The sequence below is a fragment of the Scytonema hankhaensis NUACC26 genome, assembly GCF_045865695.1.
Taxonomy (GTDB): Bacteria; Cyanobacteriota; Cyanobacteriia; order Cyanobacteriales; family Nostocaceae; genus Scytonema.
This window is the reverse complement of sequence record NZ_BAACAP010000039.1, coordinates 1-5,832: the sequence shown is the minus strand read 5'-3', so window position 1 is coordinate 5,832 and position 5,832 is coordinate 1. Positions and strand designations below refer to the sequence as shown.

General features: G+C 40.9%; 7 protein-coding genes. 6 read left to right on the top strand and 1 reads right to left on the bottom strand.

The genetic code is table 11. From position 1 onward, the window contains the following. Positions 1–434: sigma-70 family RNA polymerase sigma factor (locus tag ACKTT2_RS00760; protein ID WP_407882971.1), on the bottom strand; the 434-nt coding region annotated here is incomplete at its 3' end. Between the two features lie 487 nt (positions 435–921). On the opposite strand from ACKTT2_RS00760, the gene ACKTT2_RS00755 reads away from it, so the two are divergent. The 6 genes from ACKTT2_RS00755 (at position 922) to ACKTT2_RS00730 (ending at position 5,481) form a co-directional block, all read left to right on the top strand. Next, positions 922–1,128, top strand: coding sequence for a hypothetical protein (locus ACKTT2_RS00755; RefSeq protein WP_407882969.1), 207 nt, complete (start codon positions 922–924; stop codon positions 1,126–1,128). A 38-nt stretch (positions 1,129–1,166) separates the two neighbouring features. Beyond that, positions 1,167–2,813, top strand: coding sequence for a sensor histidine kinase (locus tag ACKTT2_RS00750; RefSeq protein ID WP_407882967.1), 1,647 nt, complete (start codon positions 1,167–1,169; stop codon positions 2,811–2,813). Positions 2,814–2,996: 183 nt separating this feature from the next. After that, positions 2,997–3,518: an NHLP leader peptide family RiPP precursor gene (locus tag ACKTT2_RS00745; protein ID WP_407882965.1), complete on the top strand. Its 522-nt coding sequence runs from the start codon at positions 2,997–2,999 to the stop codon at positions 3,516–3,518. A gap of 143 nt (positions 3,519–3,661) precedes the next feature. Beyond that, entirely contained in the window at positions 3,662–4,471 is an 810-nt protein-coding gene (locus ACKTT2_RS00740) for a response regulator (protein WP_407882963.1), read from the top strand. 262 nt (positions 4,472–4,733) lie between these two features. Beyond that, on the top strand, positions 4,734–5,075 hold the full coding sequence (locus ACKTT2_RS00735; protein ID WP_407882961.1) for an NHLP leader peptide family RiPP precursor: 342 nt from the start codon (positions 4,734–4,736) through the stop codon (positions 5,073–5,075). Between the two features lie 88 nt (positions 5,076–5,163). Beyond that, positions 5,164–5,481: an NHLP leader peptide family RiPP precursor gene (locus tag ACKTT2_RS00730; RefSeq protein WP_407882959.1), complete on the top strand. Its 318-nt coding sequence runs from the start codon at positions 5,164–5,166 to the stop codon at positions 5,479–5,481. Positions 5,482–5,832: the final 351 nt, after the last annotated feature.

Genomic DNA, 5,832 nt, shown 5'->3' with positions numbered 1-5,832 from the left:
GGGTCTGATTCTATATATTCTTTCAGTATTTCTGTGAGGTCTTTTGGTTTTTCCGGTGAAGCAAAATTATCCAGGTCAGCAATAGTCATTTTCATTCTGGAATGATGAGTCTGGATTTTGCGAATAGCGTCTTTAAAAAACCGTCGGTCTAACAGAACGTTGACCCATGCCATGACAGAGCCGCGTTCTGGTTCGTACTTGTCAATATTTTGACATATATAAAAGAAAAGTTCTTGACGAGCTTCGTTGTAAATATCTTCATAAACACCTGCGGGAAATTGACTTTTTTGTGGACGGCAAAGCTTGTCAGCACGCACAATGGCATTAACCAGTTTTGTTAAAGCCAGTTGCCGTTCCTGAGAACGCGACGGGTGTCGCTGTGCCGAAATCGCTAGTTGTAGTAGATGTGAATCTAGTTCATCTCTTCTCGTCATTTGAGACTCCAAACTCGATCTCTTGCGCGGAAGTGAATCTCTGTTTCTCTCTCGCACTCCTTTGGGACACTTTATGCCAAAGGAGTATATTTGTTACATTTGTTTACATTTTGAGTTAAGAACTACTAAATTTTTAAATTTTGAATCACTTTTGACATATTGGCAAAAGCAGTGAGCCAAGAACTGAGCCAAAGGTGCGCCTTTCAAGCCTTTGCTTAAAATAGTACTTTAGAGGTGCGGGAAGTAGGTGCGATCGCTCGAATTACCGGTAAGCTCTTACAAAGTTACGCAGTTTACAAAAAAGATCGGGAGATAAAAAATGAAAGGGATAACCAGTATAACAGGGGCGGAACACCAGCAGTAAATATTAATTTGTGTAAAGAAAAACCGATGCTTTGCAGAAAAGAAGTCGCAGTAGCAAGAGAAATAGTTATAGCAACACATCGGTTTTCAACAGGGTTGTATCGATACCAAATAAGTTTTGAATATGGTATTAATTCGTGACTTTGTTCAACAGGCTATAGCGACTGGTAATTTAACGGTTTGTGCAGAAGAAAGATTGCGACAACTTTTAAGTACAAAGTATGACTTAGGAGATTTAAGCGCTTTTATGGCTTTACAGGAAGCAGCAAAGGCTGGGATTCGGCAAGAGACTCGTGAGTTAAGACGCGGGGGGCATGGCAGTGGGGACTAATTTTTTCAGATCATTTAGTAATTGCAGGAAATTGAACTATGGTTTTTGGCAACTGCATTTCAAAGCAAGGCAATTTTCAAGTCACACTGCAGCTACAAGAGAACTTGCAGCTGACCCAGTCTGCGATCGCTCCTATGGCAAATGCAGTTTTCTGGGTAAAGCCAAACGCGGATTTTATATACGTCAATGATGCAGCGTGCTGTCTGGTAGGTTATTCCCGTGAGGAATTACTCTCGATGACTATGTACGATATAAAACCAGATTTTTCGCCAGAAATTTGGTCAAAACACTGGAAAACTATCAAAAAGCAAGGTTCTTTATACTTTGAATTTCTACATTGGACTAGGGAAGGTCAGAGCTTTCCGGTGGCAATTACCCTTATCTATATAGAATACGATAGCAGGGAGTATGGCTGTATCTCGATCCGCAATATCAGCAAGTGCAAGCAGGCTTCATCAGGCTTACATAGGACTAATGAAGCCCTAGAGTCGAGAGTGCAAGAGCTTTTAGCTGAATTAAGTCATGGTAATGAGCAATTATGTCGCGAGAAAGCTTTGCGCCAGCAGATGGAGGTAGAACTGGAAAAGTCCCTTTCTTTGCTTCAGGCAACTCTAGATTCCACTGCTGACGCTGTTGTTGCGATCGGCTGCAAGGGAGATATTGTTAGCTTTAATCAGAAATTTGTCCAGATGTGGCAGATTCCAAATCAAGTTATTAGATCGCGCAACCATAATCAGTGCTTAGCTTTTTATAAGAATCAACTTAAAGACCCAGAAACCTTTTGTAGGCGCATTCAAGAACTGAACAATCAACCCGATGTTGAGGGTTACGACACTCTGGAGTTGAAGGATGGGAGAGTTTTCGAGCGATACTGCCAACCTCTACGATGCGGTGAACAAATTATCGGCACAGTATGGACTTTTCGAGAGATAACCAAACACAAACAAGCAGAAAAAGAAATTCGCTTTGCTCTAGAACAAGAAAAACAACTTGCTGAACATAGAGCACACTTTGTTTCTATGGTCTCTCATGAAATCCGCACTCCTCTAAACATCATCTCCTTCTCCACTAGCTCACTGAAACGCTACAATCGCAACTTGACTAAAGAGAAAAAACTCCGCTATTTGCAGCGCCTTCAAACAGCAGTCGAACAGATCGACCAATTGATGGATGAAGTTCTCACGCTGGGTAGAGCAGAAGTAGGAAAGCTAAAGTTCGAGCCAGAGCCACTTAATTTGATCCAATTCTGCCATGACATATTGGCTCAATTAAATTTGAGTCAAAGCCGCCACCATACAGTCACTTTTGTTAGTGAAGGTGATTGTAGAACAGTCTGCGTGGATAAAAAATTGCTACAGCCCATTCTCATGAATTTGCTCTCGAATGCGAGCGAGTATTCTCCGGTTGACAGCACCATTGATGTCGTACTCACGTGCCAAGATAAAAAAGTGATTTTCCAGATTAAGGATAGGGGAATTGGCATTCCAAAAGCAGAGCAACAAAGATTGTTTGAGCCATTTTATCGGGCTGAGAATGTCGGTAATATACCAGGTCATGGATTGGGATTGGCACTTGTCAAAAAGTTTGTAGACCTGCATAGTGGTCAAATCACCGTAGCGAGTGAAGTCGGCGTGGGTACGACCTTTACAATTACATTGCCGATCGCTGAACAGCCGAGAAGATAATGAGAAAAAACTGAAAATATAAGAATCAATAGCAAAAAATCTGTTACTGCTATCGTGCTAATTAGATTGTAACTTAAGGTAGAAAGGAGCTTATCCATGTCTAGCTATGAGGTCGTAGGCGCAGATGAAGAGAAACAGGAGAGCTACTTTACAAGAATTAACTTGCAAAAGTCAAGGTAGATAATGACAAAAGAAATCAATTTATACAAACTTCTTCTCGAGCGACTTTGGTCTGATGAACAATTTAGAAACTGCTTCATTGCAGATCCCAAGCCAATACTCTGTGAGTTCGGGGTAACAGTTCCCGACTTTTTAAAAAAGATTGAAGTGCATGAAGATAAACCCAAATTGCGAAATTATATTTTGCCAATCAAAGAGCAACTAGAAAGGTACGTGGAAGAACAAAACCTGGTTATTGCTCAAGTCATAAGACAAGCTTTAGCTGATGATGCCTTCAAAGCCAAACTGCTCCAAGACCCCAAGGCTGGTATTAAAGAGGTAACAGGTGAAGACTTACCTGAAGATTTAACTATTTGCTTTTACAAAGACACGCCAACTGTTAGACACTTAGTCATCCCCATGAATCCAGATAACGAACAATTGAATTGCTCGCAACTAGAGATGGTTGCTGGTGGGATAGCTTTTCCAATTTTGAGGCAACCTCAACCCTATATTCTTGGTCTAATTGCAATTGACAAGTTTTAGTATTTGAGGACTTAACCTCAACAACAATTGAGGTGGTTCCAGTGTTAATTATTGTCTAGCTCTTGTACGGTAGTCAAACTACTTGCTATTGACTGCTGTTCTCATTTTTCTAGTTCAAAATCACTCTATCAAAGGAGGTAATAATGACAAAGATTTTAGTGATAGAAGATGAGGCAGAAAGCCGAGAGATGTTTTTGGAATGCTTGGAAGCAGAAGGGTTCAATGCCATTGGTGCCCAAAACGGTCTTGTCGGGGTGCAGCGGGTGCAAAAGCATCTACCCGATTTGGTGATTTGCGACATCGTGATGCCAGAACTTGATGGTTACGGTGTCCTCACCACGCTGCGCCAAAATCCTGCGACAGCGATTATTCCATTTATTTTTCTGACTGCTAAAGCTACCAAGGCGGAACTTCGCCACTGTATGAAGTTGGGAGCTGATGACTATCTGACTAAGCCAACTACAGTAGAGGAATTATTGACAGCGATCGCCGCTCGACTAGAAAAACAAGCAGCCCTTAAACAGTGGTACGCTGCTTTGCACCAGCTCAACGGAACGCCTGAGGCTACTGAGGAGGCAAAACTCGCAACTAATAAGTCGATTTTTCCATCCTGTCCGCATTTAAGTGAGGTGTTCCAATTCATTGAAGAGAATTATCACCAACCAATTAGTTTATGTGATGTAGCCCAAGCAGTGGGCTACGCTCCTGGTTACTTAACTGACCTCATGCGACGCTTAACTGGGCATACGGTGAACCGCTGGATTGTAGAACGTCGGATGGCAGCAGCGTGTTCGTTGCTATTAAAGACGAATCAGTCAATTGAGCAGATTGCAGAAGCAGTAGGCTATCAGAATACAGGACATTTCTTCCGTCAGTTCCGTCAATACCAGGGAACTACGCCTCAAGTTTGGAGAAACGCACATCGTATCCAAACTAGCATAAAATACAACTAAAATAACACGAAAATAGAATTTTAATACTCTTTAAGAAAACGTTTTGACTTTCTTTTATGAGTTACCTGGTTAACAGTTAACTTTCTTATGGAAGTAATATTTAAATGCACAACAGCTTGTCACATATATAAAAGCTTGAGTTAGTTTATTACAAACTTGCGCTCTTAAAAATAGTGAGTCTTACCAAAAGATTCGACATTGTATCCAGATTTTACAACTTATAAACTAGCCAATGTAAACCCTTAAACTTAAAGAGTTTAGTATGTCTGAGCAGCAGCGTATACGCAAAACCAGACACGAGTTTGAATCAGATCTAATTGCCAAAGCCTGGAAGGATCAAGCATTCAAACAAGAACTGATCGTTAACGCGAAAGCAGTATACACCAAAGAGTTGCAACAGCCGCTTCCTGATGATTTACAAATTCAGGTATTTGAGGAAACTCCAAGTACTCTATATTTGCTAATTCCTCGGAATCCAATGAGCATGCAAGTTAACGAAGAATTATCTGAAGAAGCCTTGGAGTCTGTAGCTGGAGGAGCTATTTCAATTATTAATCCTCCTACAGATCCTACAGTGATTGTTCCTTATGGAATTGTAGTCTAACTCCAAAGTCTGTCTGCAAATCCACTTAAGTTTAGCTGTAAAACAGCTTTTAGTACTTAACGTTAACCCTCAATCCAAATAACCCGATATGTCTGAACAACAGCCTAAGCGAATTACCCGACACGAGTTTGAATCAGATCTGATTGCCAAAGCATGGAAAGATCAAGCCTTCAAACAAGAACTGATCCAAAACCCAAAAGCAGTGTATGCTAAAGAGTTGCAGCAGGAGCTTCCTGAAACTTTACAAATTCAGGTACTTGAGGAAACTCCAAGTACTCTTTATTTAGTAATTCCTCAGAATCCGATGAACACGCATATTACCGAAGAATTATCTGAAGAAGCCCTGGAGTCCGTGGCTGGAGGAGGTGTTATAGGCGGTGTAGTAATTCAAGTTGGGGTTATATAACCTATATCCCCATCTAGTAGAACAACAAATAAGGCAGAAAGTTACTGCTAAGTTGTCTGATGCCGGATGACAGCAGCGAGATCCTATTAAAAACTCACCAGATATTGGCTCAAATTGCTACAACCGTTAGCTATCAGAATACAAGTCCATCTTTTTTGAAATAAAAAAATCGGTGAGTCTTTTTATAAAGATTAGACATTGTCTCCCGATTTTCCAGCGAATAAGCTAGTCAACGTTAACCCTGAAACTTAGAGAGTTTGATATGTCTGAACAGCAGCCCAAACGCCTGAACCGACACGAATTTGAATTGGAGTTGATTGCTAAATCTTGGAAAGATCAAGCCTTCAAACA